Annotated in this window: 15 protein-coding genes; 5 read left to right on the top strand and 10 right to left on the bottom strand. The window is 73.2% G+C overall.

The features are described from left to right. Window positions 1-13: 13 nt before the first annotated feature. A complete protein-coding gene (locus ACGF3H_RS05950; RefSeq protein WP_362499745.1) occupies window positions 14-469 on the bottom strand; it encodes a hypothetical protein in 456 nt (151 codons plus the stop codon). A gap of 242 nt (window positions 470-711) precedes the next feature. Here ACGF3H_RS05950 and ACGF3H_RS05945 point away from each other — a divergent pair, with 242 nt between their 5' ends. Then, entirely contained in the window at window positions 712-987 is a 276-nt protein-coding gene (locus tag ACGF3H_RS05945) for a hypothetical protein (protein WP_393816460.1), read from the top strand. 59 nt (window positions 988-1,046) lie between these two features. On the opposite strand, the gene ACGF3H_RS05940 is transcribed toward ACGF3H_RS05945, so the two are convergent. The 6 genes from ACGF3H_RS05940 to ACGF3H_RS05915 all read right to left on the bottom strand — a co-directional run bounded on the left by ACGF3H_RS05940 (window position 1,047) and on the right by ACGF3H_RS05915 (window position 7,435). Next, on the bottom strand, window positions 1,047-1,910 hold the full coding sequence (locus ACGF3H_RS05940; RefSeq protein WP_362499743.1) for a DMT family transporter: 864 nt from the start codon (window positions 1,908-1,910) through the stop codon (window positions 1,047-1,049). Window positions 1,911-2,037: 127 nt separating this feature from the next. Continuing rightward, on the bottom strand, window positions 2,038-2,862 hold the full coding sequence (locus ACGF3H_RS05935) for a hypothetical protein (protein ID WP_362499742.1): 825 nt from the start codon (window positions 2,860-2,862) through the stop codon (window positions 2,038-2,040). 331 nt (window positions 2,863-3,193) lie between these two features. Then, window positions 3,194-4,141: a hypothetical protein gene (locus tag ACGF3H_RS05930; RefSeq protein ID WP_362499790.1), complete on the bottom strand. Its 948-nt coding sequence runs from the start codon at window positions 4,139-4,141 to the stop codon at window positions 3,194-3,196. Between the two features lie 230 nt (window positions 4,142-4,371). Next, complete coding sequence (locus tag ACGF3H_RS05925) at window positions 4,372-5,070, bottom strand: type 1 glutamine amidotransferase (protein ID WP_362499741.1); 699 nt, start codon at window positions 5,068-5,070, stop codon at window positions 4,372-4,374. Between the two features lie 77 nt (window positions 5,071-5,147). Then, window positions 5,148-6,773 (bottom strand): amidohydrolase, encoded by a 1,626-nt coding sequence (locus ACGF3H_RS05920; protein WP_362499740.1) that lies wholly within the window; start codon window positions 6,771-6,773, stop codon window positions 5,148-5,150. Window positions 6,774-6,793: 20 nt separating this feature from the next. Further along, window positions 6,794-7,435 carry a TetR family transcriptional regulator C-terminal domain-containing protein gene (locus tag ACGF3H_RS05915; RefSeq protein WP_362499739.1) on the bottom strand — a complete coding sequence of 214 codons (642 nt, stop codon included), beginning with the start codon at window positions 7,433-7,435 and terminating at the stop codon, window positions 6,794-6,796. A 68-nt stretch (window positions 7,436-7,503) separates the two neighbouring features. On the opposite strand from ACGF3H_RS05915, the gene ACGF3H_RS05910 reads away from it, so the two are divergent. Both ACGF3H_RS05910 and ACGF3H_RS05905 read left to right on the top strand, forming a co-directional pair. After that, entirely contained in the window at window positions 7,504-8,982 is a 1,479-nt protein-coding gene (locus tag ACGF3H_RS05910; protein ID WP_362499738.1) for a cytosine permease, read from the top strand. Continuing rightward, window positions 8,975-9,715, top strand: a complete 741-nt coding sequence (locus tag ACGF3H_RS05905) for a class I SAM-dependent methyltransferase (protein WP_362499737.1) — start codon at window positions 8,975-8,977, stop codon at window positions 9,713-9,715. Before ACGF3H_RS05910 ends, ACGF3H_RS05905 begins: the two co-directional genes overlap by 8 nt. Window positions 9,716-9,731: 16 nt before the next feature. Here ACGF3H_RS05905 and ACGF3H_RS05900 read toward each other — a convergent pair whose 3' ends face one another. Continuing rightward, on the bottom strand, window positions 9,732-10,853 hold the full coding sequence (locus ACGF3H_RS05900) for a peptidoglycan bridge formation glycyltransferase FemA/FemB family protein (protein WP_362499736.1): 1,122 nt from the start codon (window positions 10,851-10,853) through the stop codon (window positions 9,732-9,734). 266 nt (window positions 10,854-11,119) lie between these two features. Here ACGF3H_RS05900 and ACGF3H_RS05895 point away from each other — a divergent pair, with 266 nt between their 5' ends. Continuing rightward, window positions 11,120-12,166: a Ku protein gene (locus tag ACGF3H_RS05895; RefSeq protein WP_362499735.1), complete on the top strand. Its 1,047-nt coding sequence runs from the start codon at window positions 11,120-11,122 to the stop codon at window positions 12,164-12,166. A 123-nt stretch (window positions 12,167-12,289) separates the two neighbouring features. Here the strand turns inward: ACGF3H_RS05895 and ACGF3H_RS05890 are convergent, their stop codons facing one another. After that, a complete protein-coding gene (locus tag ACGF3H_RS05890; protein WP_362499734.1) occupies window positions 12,290-13,795 on the bottom strand; it encodes a SulP family inorganic anion transporter in 1,506 nt (501 codons plus the stop codon). Between the two features lie 277 nt (window positions 13,796-14,072). Between ACGF3H_RS05890 and ACGF3H_RS05885 the strand changes: the two genes are divergently transcribed. Next, window positions 14,073-14,462, top strand: coding sequence for a MerR family transcriptional regulator (locus ACGF3H_RS05885; protein ID WP_362499733.1), 390 nt, complete (start codon window positions 14,073-14,075; stop codon window positions 14,460-14,462). Window positions 14,463-14,472: 10 nt separating this feature from the next. On the opposite strand, the gene ACGF3H_RS05880 is transcribed toward ACGF3H_RS05885, so the two are convergent. Further along, window positions 14,473-14,575, bottom strand: a 103-nt coding sequence (locus ACGF3H_RS05880) for a sigma factor-like helix-turn-helix DNA-binding protein (protein WP_362499789.1), incomplete at its 5' end; no start/stop codon positions are given.

Raw genomic sequence — 14,575 nt, 5'->3', positions numbered from 1 at the left:
CACCCCCCTGCCGTCAGCCCGGCAGGGGGTACGTCACCACGCGCGGGGACCCGTCCGGCCTGCCATCGGTGTAGGTCAGCGTGATCCGCGTGAAGTGCTGCTCACCCGGGTCCTGGGCACGGGCCTGCGGCTGGTCGAGCCGTACGGTCACCGGGTACGAGCGGAACGTGCCGGCCGCGCAGTAGGGATCGCAGTCGTTGACCGCGTTGAGCCCCCGCCCGACGGCAGCGGTGGCGTCCCAGCGGGTCCAGTCCAGCGAGGTCAGGCGGCTGTTGCCGTCCCCGCAGGCCAGCACGTAGGCCGCGGGCCGCACCTCGCCCCGCATCGAGCAGTCGACGAGCACCGGGTCCTGGACCTGCTGTGTCACGGACCGCTCCGCCGACGGGGCGGCCGAAGCGGCGCCCAGGGGTAGTGCCAGCGCGGCGGCGGCACAGATCGTGACCGCTGCCCTCATCGGGTTCCTGCCCATGTCTGCTCCCGGCCGTCTCGGGGTCGCCTGTCTCCGCTCTTCCCCGTACCGACCGTACGACCGTGTCCACCGGCGCACCACTCGTACGGAGCAGTGCCCGGGCCCGAGGCGGTTCGTGCGATAAGGCGCCGATTGCATCCACCGTGTGGTCGTCGCGGCGGCCCGCAACCGACACCGCCGCCCGGATGTCTCATGCCGTCGAGAACGGCGACCACCCAGTGGAGGACCGCGGTATGCACACGATGACTGCCCCGACTGCCGCCGACCCGACGCGCTCGCGCACCCGCGAGACCGACGGCGACTTCCTGCTCCAGCCGCCCGACCCGGCCGAACGCGTCCCCTGTCGCATCGACCCCGTCGACCTGCGCCGCCTGGACCTGCTCGCCCTCCTGACCGCGGCGGGCATCGCACCCTCCGCCGGGGACCGTGCGGCCATCGCACAGCTCAGCGAACTCCCCGGCAGTGTCCACGTGGCGCTGCGCCGTTGGCTGGAACAGGCGTACGGGTTCTGCCGGTGATCCGCGGGCTCGAGACCTCACCCGTGCCCTCGGCCCGAAGGGACCGCCCGATCCGGCACTCACTGTTCGGTGCGCAGATCCACCCCGCGACGGGCCAGGGTGAGGACGCCGACGACGATCAGGGCGACGCCCGCCAGCTGGGGCAGCACCCACCAGTCGGTGCGGATGTCCTCCTGGTAGAGGACCACGCCGAGCAGCAGGCTCACCGTCGCGTCGCCGAGGGTGAGGGCCGGCTGGGAGGCGACCAGCGGACCGCCCTGCATGGCGTGCTCCAGCAGGAGCACGGCGCACACACCGGCCGCGGCGAAGGCGTACGTCTGCCACACGGTCAGGAAGCCGACCAGGCCGTCGGTGTCCAGGACCCGCATGGAGTCCTTCATCAACCCGGCGGTCAGGGCGTAGCAGACCGCGGTGGCCGCGCCCAGGCACCCGGCGCGGGCCTTGCCGACGGGCCGCTTCAGCCCGGCCGCCGCCAGCAGGAAGGCCGCCCCGGCACAGGCCCCGAGCGCGGGCACCCAGCGGTCCATGGAGACGTCGTTGCTGCCGCCGCCCGGCGCGGCCGACGCCAGCGCCAGCCCCAGGCCGACGACCACGCCGCCCACGGCGAGCCACATGACGTCGGGGAGGCGGTGGCCGGTCATCATCGAGGCCAGCAGCAGCGCCAGCGGAAGTTCCAGCACGAACAACGGCTGGACGAGTGACATCGGCCCCGTCGCCAGGGCCGCCGCCTGCCCCACCCCGGCGACGACGACGGCCAGCATGCCGCCGAGCCAGACCGGCCGCCGCAACAGGTCGAGGACGAGGCCCGGACGGAACCCCTGGGACTGGGGCACGCTGAGCGCTGCCCGCCGCTGCAACACGGTGGCCAGGGCGTTGCTGAACGCGGCGACGAGAGCGAAGAGCACCGGCAGGACGACGACCATCCACCGATCCTCACCCCGTTTCGCCCCGGTCGCGCGCCGCAGCACCGCCGGAGCGGGCGCGGTGCGCCGTCCGGCCCGCCCGGGCGGTGCGGTGCTCCGGCGCGGCCGTGGTTCCCGGGGAGCCGGGTCAGTCGTCGGCGCGGTCGGACCCCGACTGCGCCCCGGCGTCGTCCTGCTTCGGCTCCGGTGCTTCGGAGGCGGTGTAGTAGACGGAGGTGCCCTGCTTGGTGCGCTGGGCCTGGTTCCTGGCGACGAGCCCTTCGAGCGTGGTGCGCACGACCGTGGTCTTGATGGTGCGGTCGGAGTGGGCCTGACCGAGCGCCGTGGTGACCTCGGCGGCGGAGCGCGGCTCCTTCTGCTCGCTCAGGTGCTTGCGAACCAGTTCGACCAGCGTGGGCTGGGCCGGCTTGGCGGACGACGAAGCCGACGAGGGCGACGAGGACGGGACGGCGGCCGTGGAGGAGGTGGACGGCGCCGGTGACTTCTTCGCCGCCGCCTTCCTGACCGTCTTCGCGGCCGGCTTGGTGTCCGTCCTGGCGCCCGTCTTCGCGGGCGACTTCGCACCGGACTTGGCGGCGGACTTGGGGGCGGGCTTGGCGGCGGGCTTCGTCGTGGGCTTCGCGGCCCCGGCGCGCTTGGGCGCGGTACCGGCCTTCCCGCCCCGCGTGCGCCTGCCCGCGGCGGCCGTCTCGGCGGCGGCACTGTCACGGGGTGCGGGCACCTGCGCCGTGTCGGTCACCGACGGGGCCGGTGGTGTGGTGGCACCGAGCGCCTGCTGCATGTTCACCAGCAGGGCGTGGTCGTGCTGCAGCGCCGCCAGTTGCTGCTGCAGGTCGGTGATCTCCCCGCTGATGCGCTCCTGTTCCTTGACGTTGCGCTCCAGGTCGCTCGCCACCTGAAGGCTGTACTGCGACGCGAGTTCGGTGGCGGTCTGCGGTGTGCTCTCGGACATGGTGTTGACTCTCCTCGATTCGCGGCCGTGAAGGCACGGGAGGACGGCGGGACTTAAGTCGGGGGACATGAGGGCCATGCCCGATCGGCGCCGGGCAGCGGAGTGTTCGGTACTGCTGCCGACTCGTCGACACCCGAATGGTACGGACGACGGCGCCTGTTGTTCGTCTGTTTGCTCCCGGCTCGGTATACCACGTCATGCCTGTGTCGTGGTACGCGTCATCGGCACATCAACGCCTTCGGTGGCACTCGGGCGTCGCCCGGTGCCGGCCGGTAGCGCGGGTGTTCGGGACGCAGAGACACGATGTCCCGCTGCGAACGGTCCGGCATGACTACCGGACGCGGGCCGCCGACTGCTCCATGTGCCGCGCCGCCTCCCGTGCCTCCCGCTCGGCCGCGGCCAGCGCGTCACCGGCCGCCCGGTCCCGCTCCCGTGCCTCTCGCCGTTCGCGCTCGGTGCGCTTCAACTCTTCGCGTGCGTACCGCAGTTGCTGCTCGACGGTGAGCACCTGCCGGCGTGCCCGGTCATGGTCGTCATGGGCCCGCCGCAGGGCCTCCTCGGCGTCCGCGCGTGCCGCACGGCGCTCATCGGCACGGCGCTCGGCGGCCTCGGCGGCCTCCCGGGCCCGGGTGAGTTCTTCTTGCCGTCTGCGCCGCCGCTCGGCGAGCTCGTCGTCGGCCCGCGTTCCGGCCGGGGCACGTTCCGCCGCCGGCCGGGACGGCTGCCGTGCCGGTGCCGGATCCGCCGCGGTGGTGGCCGCGAGGCCGGCGGGAAACTCCGACGGCGGGGTGAGTGGGCTCTCCAGGCGTCCCTCCGCCCATCGGCCGGCCGCGTCAGGGTCGGCGAGGACCGCGCGCAGCGTCGACTCGACCTCCCGCTGCGCCGTCTCGGACAGCCGGTGCCCCGCTTCGCCGGCGAGCTGGGCCGCCTGCCGGGACAGCGCGGTGACGATGCTCCGGCGCTGCGCGGAGAGCTCCTTGAGACCGGAGGCGTCCAGGGTGCGATGTGCCTCGCGCAGCTCCCGGCCCAGTTCCAGGAACCGCCGGCTCTCCTCGGGCCGGGACCGCAGCAGGAGGTTGGCCGCCCAGGCCGCGCGAGTGGGCCGGCGTGCGGCACGGATGCGGCGGGCGTCCTGTGCGTGTCCGGCGGTTCTCGCGGCGGCGGCCCGTTCCTCGCGCCGGGAGACGAAGTCGGACGGCGGCGTGGTGTACAGCTCGTCGAGAACCGCCTCCACGTCCTGCTCGCCGGCGCTCCGCCGGCGCCCGCCCTTGCGCTGCATGTCCTCGGCCTCCACTCGGACGTCCACGACCGCCGCGGCCGGCTGCGTCCGGTCCGTGGCGCCGCGTGCGATGTGCTCGCTGCCCGTGCTCCTCCCTCCTGTCTACGGCCGCCCCCGCCGCCCCGCGACCCGGACGGGGCCCCGGGCGCCTCGTCGCCGCCCGCACCCGGCCCGCGTCCGCCCCCGGACGGTCGTCCCCGCGGGCCCCGTCCCGTGGCCGAGGACGCCGCTCAATCCCCGACGACGGCGGCGAAGCGACGGGCGACCTCGTGCCAGACCGGCGTCGCCGCCGGGTCGTCGTGTTCCGCGCGGCGGGACAGCTCCGCGGGGTCCAGGCCCAGGGCCCGGATCCGCTCCGGGGCCCACGCACGCACCCGGCCCGCGTCCGCCTCCGGGTGGAACTGCACACCCCAGGCCCGGTCGCCGATCCGGAACGCCTGGTACGGGCAACGCTCGCTCTCCATCAGCCAGCACGCCCCCGGCGGCAGGGCGGTCACGGCGTCCACATGGTGCTCGATCGCGCTCACCCGGTCCGGCAGTTCCCCGAACAGCGGGTCGCCCCGGGCCTCGGGGCGCAGGCTCAGCGGCGTGCTGCCGAACTCCGGCTCGCCGTGCCGCCCCCGCACCGTGCCACCCGCGACGTGCGCGAGGAGCTGGCCGCCGAGACAGATGCCGAACACGGGGGTGTCCCGCTCCAGTGCCTCGGCGACCAGCGCGCGCGTGGGCGCGAGCCAGGGGGCGCCCAGGTCGTCGTCGGGCAGGTGGCCGCCGCCCAGGACGACGACGCCCGAGTGGTCCAGGCGCCGGGGGAGCGGCGCCCCGGCGTAGGCGTGCACCACGTCCAGCGCCGACCCCTCCGCGGTCAGCCAGTCACCGAACCGGCCCGGCCCGCCGCTCCGGCCGTTCTGCACCACCAGCAGCCGTGACAACCGCCCACCTCCCGCTCACCTCTCCCGGACACCAGCCCCTTGCCCGCACCGCACCGGGATCCAACCATCGGGCGGTGTCAGAGACCGGCGGCCCGATGGGTCGGGGCGCCGTCCAGGACGGTCAGCAGCACGGGCACGTCGGCCAGCTCGGTGGCCGCGACGGTCAGCGGATCGGCGGCCAGGACGGTCAGGTCGGCGCGGTGACCCACGGCGATCCGGCCGGCCTCGTGTTCCTCGCCCGCCGCGTAGGCCGCGTTGACGGTCATGCCCCGCAGCGCCTCCAGCGCCGTGAGCGCCTGCTCCGGGCCGTGCGGGTCCCGGTCGAGGGCGCGGGTGGGCCGGCGGTGGCGGGCGCCCGCCATCACGCCCAGCGGTGGGTAGGGGGCGATGGGCCAGTCGGAGCCGAGGACGACGACGGCACCGGCGTCGTGCAGGTCGCGGCAGCGCCAGGCGCGCGAGGCGCGCTCCTCGCCCAGGCGGCGCGACCAGTTGTCCGTGTGGTCGGCCCGGGTGAAGTCGCAGCAGTGGGTGGGCTGCATCGAGGCGACCACCCCGAGCTCGGCGAACCGGCGCACGGTGTCGTCCGGCACGGTCTCGATGTGCTCGACCCGGTGCCGTACCCCGTGTCCGCCGCCCGCCCCGGCCTTCTCCACGGCGTCGAGGACGTGACGTACCGCCGCGTCCCCGATGGCGTGGGTGGCCGTGGGCACGCCGGCCCGGTGCAGCTCGCCGACGATGTGGGTGTACTCCTGCGGGTCCGGCCAGAAGGCCTCCCGGGACTCGCCGTGGCAGTCCGGCTGCTCCAGCCAGGCGGTGCCGTTGTCCACGGTCCCGTCCATGAAGATCTTGACGCCCGCGGTCCGCCAGAGCCTGCCGCCGGTGCCCTGTCCCTCGATCAGCGCACGCACGCCCTCGGCGTCCGTGCCGGGCTGGCACCAGGGCGCCACCCGCAGGCGCACCGGCAGCCGTCCGGCCGCGTCCAGCTCGGCGAAGAGCGCGAGGCTGTCGCCGTTGGCGTCCATGACGTGGCCGCCGGTCAGACCGGTGGCGGCCATGGCGCCCAGGGCGTCGGCGAGCCGGTCGCGGCGCTCCTCGCGCGTGGGCCGGGGCAGCAGGCGTTCCACGAGGTCGCAGGCCGCGTCCTCGAGCAGCAGCCCGGTGGGCCGGCCGTCCGCGTCGCACACCACCTCGGCCGTCGCCTGGGCGAAGGCGCGCGGCCCGTCCACCCCGGCGAGTTCCAGCGCGCGCCGGCTGGCCAGCGCGGAGTGCGCGTCGAACAGCAGCAGGAACGCGGGCACGCCGTCGAGCACGGCGTCGAAGGGCGCCACGTCGACGGGGCGCCCCGCGAAGACGTTGGGGTCGAGGCCCCAGCCCTGGAGCCAGGCGCCGGGAGCGAGGTCGCGCACCGCGCCCGCCAGCACCTCGCGGACCTGCTCCAGGTCGTCGCAGCCCGACAGGTCGAGGCCGTGGGTCATCTCGGCGCCGCTGACGGGGTGGATGTGCCCGTCGACCAGGCCGGGTGTCACCACGGCGCTCTGGAGGTCGATGACCGTCGTCGAGGCGTCCGCGAGGGCGCGGACCTCGCGGTCGTCGCCGAGCGCGGTGATACGTCCGCCGGCGGCGGCCAGCGCGGTCTGGGGCAGGAACCCGCCGGTGACCGGGTCCAGCAGACGGGCCGAGAGCAGGATGAGTGAGGTGCGCACGAAGACTCCTTGAGTGCGGGTCAGTTGGCGTCGGTGGGTGCCAGCGTGCCGACGGGCAGGCCGAGTTCGCGTTCCGCCGTGGTGGCGGGCATGCGCAGCACCGCGGGCGGGTCGTCGCCGGCGTCGCCGCTGTTGACGAGCATGCCGAGGCCGTCGAGGACGACCAGGATCTGGATGGCCGCCACGGCCGGGTCCTCGGTGCGGAACTCGCCCAGCCCGACGCCCTCGCGGATCAGCGTCTCGAGCCGGTGCCGCCAGGCCGCCTCCTGCGCGGCGACCCGGGCGCGCAGCGTGGGCCGGTAGCGGCTGAGGTGCCGGGCGTTGAGCCAGAGCCGGCTGATGTCGTCGAACGCCTCCCCGCCCGTCCGCGCGAAGAAGCGCGCCAGATGCCGCGTCGCCGTGGCGCCGGCCCGGTCGGCCGGAAGGAGTTCCTCCAGCTCGGCCCCGACGGCGTCGCCGTAGGCCTCGGCCACCAGATCCTCGACCGCCGGGAAGTAGTGGCTGATCAGTCCCGGGCGGACGTCGAGCTCCTCGGCGATCCGCCGCAGGGTGATGCACTCGAGCCCCTCGGTCAGGGCGACCGCGGAGGCCGCGGCAACGATTTCCGCACGTCTGGCGGCAGGAGTTTTGCGGATTCGCTTGTTCGGAACGCTTGACGGCATGGAATCGATGCTATTGAGTGTGCGACCAACAAGCAAGCAGGTGGGTTACCAGCACCCGGAGGAGCCCTATGGCGTCCACGATTCCCGACCCGCAGTCCGGCACCCCCGTCCCACGCCAGGAGGAGGGGGTGCCCGGGTCGGAACGGGCCGGCCGTGTCGAGGCCCACGGCATCGACCACATCCCCGACGCCGAACGCCACGGCCATCCGCGGCAGTTGTTCTCCGTCTGGGCCGCGGCGAACGTCAACTATCTGAGCCTCGTCATCGGCGGCGCCCTGATCCTCATGGGCCTGACGCTGTGGCAGGCCCTCGCGGTCATCGTCGTGGGCAACCTGTTCTGGTTCTTCACCGGTCTGCTGTCGATATCGGGCCCGGCCGCCGGCGCACCGAGCGAGGTGATCACACGCGCGATCTACGGGGTGCGCGGCAACCGCGTGAACAACGCCGTCGTCGGCTGGCTGATCTCCGTCTGCTACTTCGCCCTCAACCTGGCCGCCGCCGCGACCGCCGCCTTCGCCCTCGTGGAGAAGACCGGCGTCACCGCCGGCACCGGCGTCAAGGTCGCCGTCGTCGTCGTCATCGCCGCGCTCACCCTGGCCATCGGCGTCTACGGCCACGCCATGATCATGAAGCTGTACCTCCCGATCACCCTCGTGCTCACCGCCGCGTTCGCGGTCGTCGCCCTCTACGTGTTCGGGGACACCGACTTCTCCTACCTGCCGGCCGAGCCGCTCACCGGCTTCGATCTGTGGACGGTGCTCATCGCCGGGGTCACCCTCGTCGGTTCCGGCCCGCTCTCCTACACCACCAGCGCCGACTTCTCCCGCTACCTGCCCCGTACGACGTCCGCCAGGTCGGTCATCGGCTGGACCGCACTCGGCGGCATCCTCCCCAGCATCGTCGTCTGCTCCCTCGGCGCCTTCGCGGCGACCGCGGTCGACATGACCGACCCGCAGGCCGGGCTGAGCACGATCCTGCCCGGCTGGTACGAGCCGGTCTTCCTGCTCGCCCTCGTCCTCGGCACCATCGCCATCAACGCCCTGACCGCCTACAGTGCGGGTCTCGCCCTCCAGGCCGTCGGCCTGCGCATCCCCCGTACCCGCAGCGTCCTCGCGGACGGCACGGCCGCCGTCTCCCTCACCCTCTACGGCCTCCTCGTCTCCGACTTCCTCGACACCGTCAGCAACGTCCTCCAGCTCACCGTCGTCCTCCTCGGCCCCGCCACGGCCGTCTACGCCACCGACATCCTGCTGCGCCGCAACCGCTACGACGGCCCCGCCCTGATGGACGAGTCGGCCGGCGGCCCCTTCTGGTACACCGCCGGGGTCCGCCCGGCCGGGGCCCTGGCCCTGGTGGGAGGCGTCGTCGCCGCCGCCCTGTGCGTCAACACCCTCTACACCGGCCCCGTCGCCCGGGCCCTCGGCGGCATCGACCTCGCCCTTCCCGTCGGCATGGCCGTCTCCGCCCTCCTGTACGCCGTCCTGACGCGCGGCGGAAAAGCACAGGCGCCCGCGGCCCGACCGGAGGTACGGTCCCGGCATGCCTGATACGGACGGGTACTTCGGGGAAAGCGTCGCCGCACGGTACGACGAGTCGGCGGCGGACATGTCGAGGCCGGACGCGGTGGACCCGGTGGTCGACCTGCTGGCCGGCCTGGCGGGGGAGGGACGGGCGCTCGAACTGGGCATCGGCACCGGCAGGATCGCGCTGCCGCTGGCCCGACGGGGCGTTCCGGTCCACGGCATCGACATGTCCCGCGCCATGACCGCCCGGCTGCGTGCCAAGCCGGGCGGCGACGCCGTCGGGGCGACCATCGGCGACTTCGCGACGACCCGGGTGCCGGGCACGTTCACGCTGGTCTACCTCGTCTTCAACACCATCAACAACCTGACCACGCAGGACGCCCAGGTCGACTGCTTCCGCAATGCCGCCGGCCACCTCGAACCCGGGGGAAGCTTCGTCATCGAGGTGGGCGTGCCGGAGCTGCGCCGGCTGCCGCCGGGGCAGACCGCGGTGCCGTTCCGCATCGACGACACCGAATGGGCGTTCGACACGTACGACACCGTGACCCAGGCGATGAGTTCGAACTATGTCACCCTCGTCGACGGCCGTGCCGAGCACACGTCCGTCCCGTTCCGCTACGTCTGGCCCTCCGAGCTCGACCTGATGGCGAGGCTCGCGGGACTGCGGCTGCGGGACCGGTGGGAGGACTGGGACAGGTCGCCCTTCACCCACGAGAGCCGTCGGCACGTCTCGGTCTGGGAGAAGCCGGCCGGCTGACCGAGGTCCCGGCCCGTCAACGCCGGGACATGTACAGCTGGAACGCCTTGTGCAGCACCCTGTTGAGCGGGCGGTCCCACTCGCCGAGGTACTCGACGGCCTCACCGCCGGCACCGACCTTGAACCGCAGCAGCCCCAGCAGGTGGTCGTCCTCGTCCAGGGTGTCGGTGATGCCGCGGAAGTCGTAGACCCGTGCGCCGCGTTCGTGGGCGTCGCACATCATGCGCCACTGGAGGGCGGTGCTGGGCTGGACCTCGCGCCGGCGGGCGGAGGAGGCGCCGTAGGAGTACCAGACGTGGTCGCCGACCGTCAGCATGGTGGCCGCGGCGAGCACCTCACCGTCGTGGTGGGCGAGGTAGAGACGCATCCGGTCCGGGTCCTCGGCGGTCAGCGCGGTCCACATCCGCCGGAAGTAGGCGAGCGGGCGCGGGACGAACCCGTCCCGCTCGGCCGTCTCGACGTAGAGCTCGTGGAAGACGCGCAGATCGTCGTGGTCTCCCTGGACGACCTTGACGCCGGCCTTCTCCGCCTTCTTGATGTTGCGGCGCCACTGCTGGTTGAGGCCGTTCCGGATCTGCTCCAGCGACCGCCCCGCGAGCGGCACCTGACACACGTGGCGCGGCTGCCCGGCGGCGAAGCCGTCCTCGCCGCCGGTCTCGGCCTGCCGCCACCCCGTCCGGCGCAGCCGCTCGGCGATCTCGCGGGCGCCGGGCTCCTCCACGGTGGCCTTCACGTCCCGCAGCCGCCGGGCCCCGGGGTCGGCGATGGCCGCCTTGACGGTCTCGGCGCTCCAGCGCCGGGCCACCACCGGCGGGCCCATCTTCACGGAGAACGCGCCCCGCTGCTTCAGATGGGCGAGCATCGGCTCCAGCCACCGGTCCAGCTCCGCCGCGTTCCAGTCGATGACCGGGCCCTCGGGAAGGTAGGCCAGGTGACGCCGCAGCCTCGGCAGCGGGCGCAGCAGTACCAGTGCGGCCCCGACCAGGTTCCCGCCGTCGTCGAACCAGCCCAGGCTCTCCGCCTCCCAGTCCGGCTTCACCTCTCCCCACGAGGGGCACTGGAGAGGACTCACGGACGGCCGGGCCGCGACGAAGCGCAGATGCTCCTCACGCGTGATCGCCTTCAGGTGGTGGCTCATGGGCGGTGACCCTTCGTTCGGCTCGTTCGGGGCGTCGACGGGCCGGACCGCCGCGACGCGCGGACGGTGCCGTCCCCACCCAGGGAATACCGGCGGCGGTGAATCCGCGCGGGCTACCGGCTGTTCGGGCAGTCCGCGCGAGCGGCCCCGCACCGTCCGCCGTTGCCCTGGGTGCCCCGCCCGGCGCGCGGCGCCGCGCGAGCGGTGCCAGCGTGGAAGGCGCGGAAGGCACAGGCGGCGCGGCGGGACGGACGGAGCGGACGGCCATGGCACGGGCGATCTGGACAGGCGTGATCACATTCGGGCTGGTCACCGTGCCCGTCGGGCTGTTCTCGGCGACGCAGGACCACACGGTGCACTTCAACCAGCTGCAGCGCGGCACCTCCGACCGGATCCGCAACCGGCGGGTCAACCAGCGCACGGGCGAGGAAGTCGGCACCGGCGACATCGTCAAGGGATACGAGCTCGCCGAGGGCGAGTACGTGGTCGTGGAGCCCGGCGAGCTGGACGAGATCGCACCGGGCCGCTCCCAGACCGTCGACATCACCGACTTCGTCGACCTCGACGAGATCGAGCCGGTCTGGTTCGACCGCACCTACTACGTCGCCCCCCGCGGCAAGGAGTACCTCAAGGTGTACCAGCTGCTCCGGACCGCCCTGGCGGAGGCGAACAAGGCGGGCGTCGCCACCTTCGTGATGCGCAACAAGCAGTACCTGACCGCGCTGCGGGCGGAGAACGACGTCCTGGTGCTCCAGACCCTGCACTGGGCCGACGAGGTCCGCGACCCGGTCAAGGAACTGCCCGAGCTGCCGTCGGGCCGGGTGGACCGGGGCAAGGAGCTGGACATGGCGCTGCAGCTGGTCGACGCGCTCAGCGGCCCCTGGGAGCCCGGCCGCTACCACGACACGTACCAGGAGAAGGTGCGCGACCTGGTGCGGGCGAAGGCCGAGGGCAAGGAGGTCGCCCTCGCCGAGGAGCCGCCCACGGCCACCGACGTGGTCGACCTCATGGACGTCCTCCAGGGCAGCCTGGACCGCGCGAAGCGCGGTGCCGAGCGGCCACGTGCCTCCGCCTCCGCCGAGGACGCCGGGGGCGGGGGAGAGGCACCCCCACCGGCCGAACGGAAGAAGGCGTCCGCACCCTCCGGCAGGGCGGCGCCGAAGCGGGCGGAGCTGCGCGAGCTGAGCAAGGCGGAGCTCTACCGGCGGGCCACCGAGCAGGACGTCCCCGGACGCTCGAAGATGACCCGCAGCGAACTCGTCGAGGCCCTGGCCACCACAGGACGCCGCCGCAAAAAACCCACAGCAGCCTGAAGCCCGCCTCCCAGAAACCCACCCAGGGGTGCGGGGAACTGCGCGACCAGCCCCCACCGGCCCGCGGCCGCTCCACCGCCGTACCCCACCCCCGGCACGGCGACCGCCGAACCCGCGGAGCGCTCAGTGGCTGCCGGTGAGCTCGCCGCTGAGCCTGCCGTGGAGGTGGGCGCTGGACTCGTTCAGCCCGGTGATCTCCACGGTCTTGCCGCGCTGCGCGTACTTGCCGGTGATCGCGTCCAGGGCCGCGACCGACGAGGCGTCCCAGACGTGCGCGGCGGACAGGTCGACGACGATCCGGTCGGGGTCGCCGGCGTAGTCGAAGCGGTGGACGAGGTCGTTGGACGAGGCGAAGAACAGCTCGCCCGTGACCCGGTAGACCGCCGTCGAGCCGTCGGGGTCCGTGACGGAGGTGACCTCCGCCCGATGGGCGACCCGCCTGGCGAAGACGACCATGGCGGTCACGGAGCCGGTGACGACACCGATGGCGAGATTGTGCGTGGCCACCACGACCCCGACGGTGACCACCATGACGGTGATCTCACCGGCGGGCATGCGCCGTAGCGTCTTCGGTGCGACGGAGTGCCAGTCGAAGGTCGTGAACGACACCATGACCATCACGGCGACCAGCGCCGCCATGGGAATGTCGGAGACCACCGGGCCGAAGACGATGCACAGCACCATCAGGAACGAGCCGGCGAGGAAGGTGGACAGCCGGGTCCGCGCACCGGACACCTTCACGTTGATCATCGTCTGGCCGATCATGGCGCAGCCGCCCATGCCGCCGAAGAACCCGGTGACGATGTTGGCGATGCCCTGCCCGACGGACTCCCGCGTCTTGGAGGAGCGGGTGTCGGTGATGTCGTCGACCAGCTGGGCCGTCATCAGCGACTCCATCAGGCCGACCAGGGCCATGGCGAAGGCGTAGGGCGCGACCGTGGTCAGGGTGTCGAGGGTGAAGGGCACGTCGGGCAGACCCGGCACCGGCAGGGCGGACGGCAGCTCGCCCTTGTCGCCGACGGTGGGCACCGCGATGCCGGCCGCGACCGTGACGACGGTGAGGACGACGATGGAGACCAGCGGTGCCGGGATCACCCTGATGACCCTGGGGAAGAACACCATCAGCGTCAGGCCGGCGCCGATCAGCGGATACACCGGCCACGGCACCCCGGTCATCTCCGGGACCTGCGCCATGAAGATGAGGACGGCGAGGGAGTTGACGAAGCCGACCATCACCGAGCGCGGCACGAACCGCATCAGCTTCGCCACGCCGAGCACTCCCAGGACGATCTGGAAGACACCCGCCAGCATCACCGCGGCGACGAGGTACCCGAGGCCGTGCTCGCGGTTCAGGGGGGCGATGACCAGCGCCACGGCACCGGTGGCGGCGGAGATCATCGCCCGCCGGCCGCCCACCACGGCGATGGTGACCGCCATGGTGAAGGACGCGAACAGGCCGATCGCGGGGTCGACACCGGCGATGACGGAGAACGAGATCGCCTCCGGGATCAGTGCGAGCGCCACGACCAGGCCGGCCAGCACCTCGGTGCGCCAGACCTTCGGGTCGCGCAGCCAGTCCGGGCGCAGACCGCGCAGCCGCGCGGCGGGAGACAGTACGGAAGAGGACAAGGAAGCGGCTACCTGTCGTGCTCGGGCACACCCCCGCGGCGGCACGGGGCGCACGGAAGGAGTGCGAGGGCGGCGGACCAGCGGGGTCCGGACGTCTTCGCCGGGGACGGCACCGGCCCCGGCACGGCAGTGGCCGGTGTGGACCTGCGCACACACGAGCGGGGGACGGCCTCGGCCGACCCTCACTGCCCGCGCAACTCTACCCTAACGTTAGAGTAGGGATCGTCTGGCCGCCGGGGACGCGGCGGCGACCACGAGCAGCACCAGGAGCGCAGGGGTGAACGGCAAGCACATGCAGATCGGTGAGGTGGCCACCCGCACCGAGCTCTCCCTGCGCACCATCCGGCACTACGAGGAGACCGGCCTCGTGGTCCCCTCGGCCCGTTCCCAGGGCGGGTTCCGGCTCTACACCGAGTCGGACGTGTCCCGGCTGATGGTGATCCGCCGCATGAAGCCGCTCGGTTTCACCCTGGACGAGATGCGCGAGCTGCTGGCGGCCACCGACCGGCTCGACGCCGGGGACGCCTCGGCCGCCGAACGCGACGAACTCCTCGGCCGGGTGCGCCGCTTCGAGGAGGCCGCCCGCCGGCGAGTGGCGGAGCTGCGGACGAAGCTGGCGCGTGCCGAGGAGTTCGCGGCGACGCTGCGGGAGCGGCTGGAGGCCTGACGGCCGCCGCTCACCGGGTGGTGAGCATGCCTTCGCGCAGGCGGGTCAGCAGGCGCGAGATCAGCCGGGAGACGTGCATCTGGGAGACGCCGAGGCGTTCGCCGATCTCCTTC

This window comes from Streptomyces sp. NPDC048185, assembly GCF_043202495.1.
In the GTDB taxonomy this organism is placed as follows: domain Bacteria; phylum Actinomycetota; class Actinomycetes; order Streptomycetales; family Streptomycetaceae; genus Streptomyces.
Note: the sequence above shows the minus strand (reverse complement) of the source record. Positions and strands in the feature narration are given on the sequence as shown.

What these genes read in the sequence shown, in the direction of transcription:
- ACGF3H_RS05950 (WP_362499745.1), bottom strand. Translation starts at nt 469, where the DNA reads ATGGGCAGGAACCCGATGAGGGCAGCGGTCACGATCTGTGCCGCCGCC.
- ACGF3H_RS05945 (WP_393816460.1), top strand. Translation starts at nt 712, where the DNA reads ATGACTGCCCCGACTGCCGCCGACCCGACGCGCTCGCGCACCCGCGAG.
- ACGF3H_RS05940 (WP_362499743.1), bottom strand. Translation starts at nt 1,910, where the DNA reads ATGGTCGTCGTCCTGCCGGTGCTCTTCGCTCTCGTCGCCGCGTTCAGC.
- ACGF3H_RS05935 (WP_362499742.1), bottom strand. Translation starts at nt 2,862, where the DNA reads ATGTCCGAGAGCACACCGCAGACCGCCACCGAACTCGCGTCGCAGTAC.
- ACGF3H_RS05930 (WP_362499790.1), bottom strand. Translation starts at nt 4,141, where the DNA reads ATGCAGCGCAAGGGCGGGCGCCGGCGGAGCGCCGGCGAGCAGGACGTG.
- ACGF3H_RS05915 (WP_362499739.1), bottom strand. Translation starts at nt 7,435, where the DNA reads ATGCCGTCAAGCGTTCCGAACAAGCGAATCCGCAAAACTCCTGCCGCC.
- ACGF3H_RS05910 (WP_362499738.1), top strand. Translation starts at nt 7,504, where the DNA reads ATGGCGTCCACGATTCCCGACCCGCAGTCCGGCACCCCCGTCCCACGC.
- ACGF3H_RS05905 (WP_362499737.1), top strand. Translation starts at nt 8,975, where the DNA reads ATGCCTGATACGGACGGGTACTTCGGGGAAAGCGTCGCCGCACGGTAC.
- ACGF3H_RS05900 (WP_362499736.1), bottom strand. Translation starts at nt 10,853, where the DNA reads ATGAGCCACCACCTGAAGGCGATCACGCGTGAGGAGCATCTGCGCTTC.
- ACGF3H_RS05895 (WP_362499735.1), top strand. Translation starts at nt 11,120, where the DNA reads ATGGCACGGGCGATCTGGACAGGCGTGATCACATTCGGGCTGGTCACC.